Below are 601 nucleotides of genomic sequence, written 5' to 3' on the forward strand. Positions count from 1 at the left end.
CGGGCACGCTGATGGTCGGGCTGTTCGCCGGAATCGGCGGTCTCGAACTCGGTCTCGGCAAGCACGGCTGGCACACCGGACTGCTGTGCGAGATCGACCCAGGCGCCCAAAGCGTGCTCGCCACCCGTTTCCCTGAGGTGCCGCTGCATTCCGATATCACCCGGCTGCGCGCCATTCCCGCGGGGACGGAGCTGGTCGCGGCGGGATTTCCCTGCCAGGACCTCTCGCAGGCCGGCCGCACCGCAGGTATCACCGGCACCAGGTCCGGCCTGGTCGACGAGGTGTTCCGGCTGGTGCGCCGCAAACGCGGTCCACGCTGGCTACTGATCGAAAACGTGCCATTCATGCTGCAGCTCGGCCGTGGCGCGGCGATGCGGCACATCACCAGCGCACTCGACGAGCTCGGCTATACCTGGGCCTACCGGGTGGTGGATGCACGCGCGTTCGGCCTGCCACAGCGTCGTCAGCGCGTGCTGATGCTGGCTTCGCGTACCGAAGACCCCCGCGAGGTGTTGTTCGGTGAGGATGCCGGTCCGCGCACGGTCGGCGACCCGATGCTCGATCCCTGCGGCTTCTATTGGACCGAAGGAGTGCGCGGGCT

1 protein-coding gene is annotated in these 601 nt (G+C 68.2%); it reads left to right on the forward strand.

Annotated elements, in window-relative coordinates; genetic code table 11:
- Positions 1–11: 11 nt before the first annotated feature.
- Positions 12–601 (forward strand): DNA cytosine methyltransferase (locus ACL02S_RS24170; RefSeq protein WP_412804793.1); only part of this gene is annotated, 590 nt, incomplete at its 3' end.

Origin of the sequence: Nocardia spongicola (assembly GCF_047200775.1) — a bacterium.
Taxonomy (GTDB): Bacteria; Actinomycetota; Actinomycetes; order Mycobacteriales; family Mycobacteriaceae; genus Nocardia.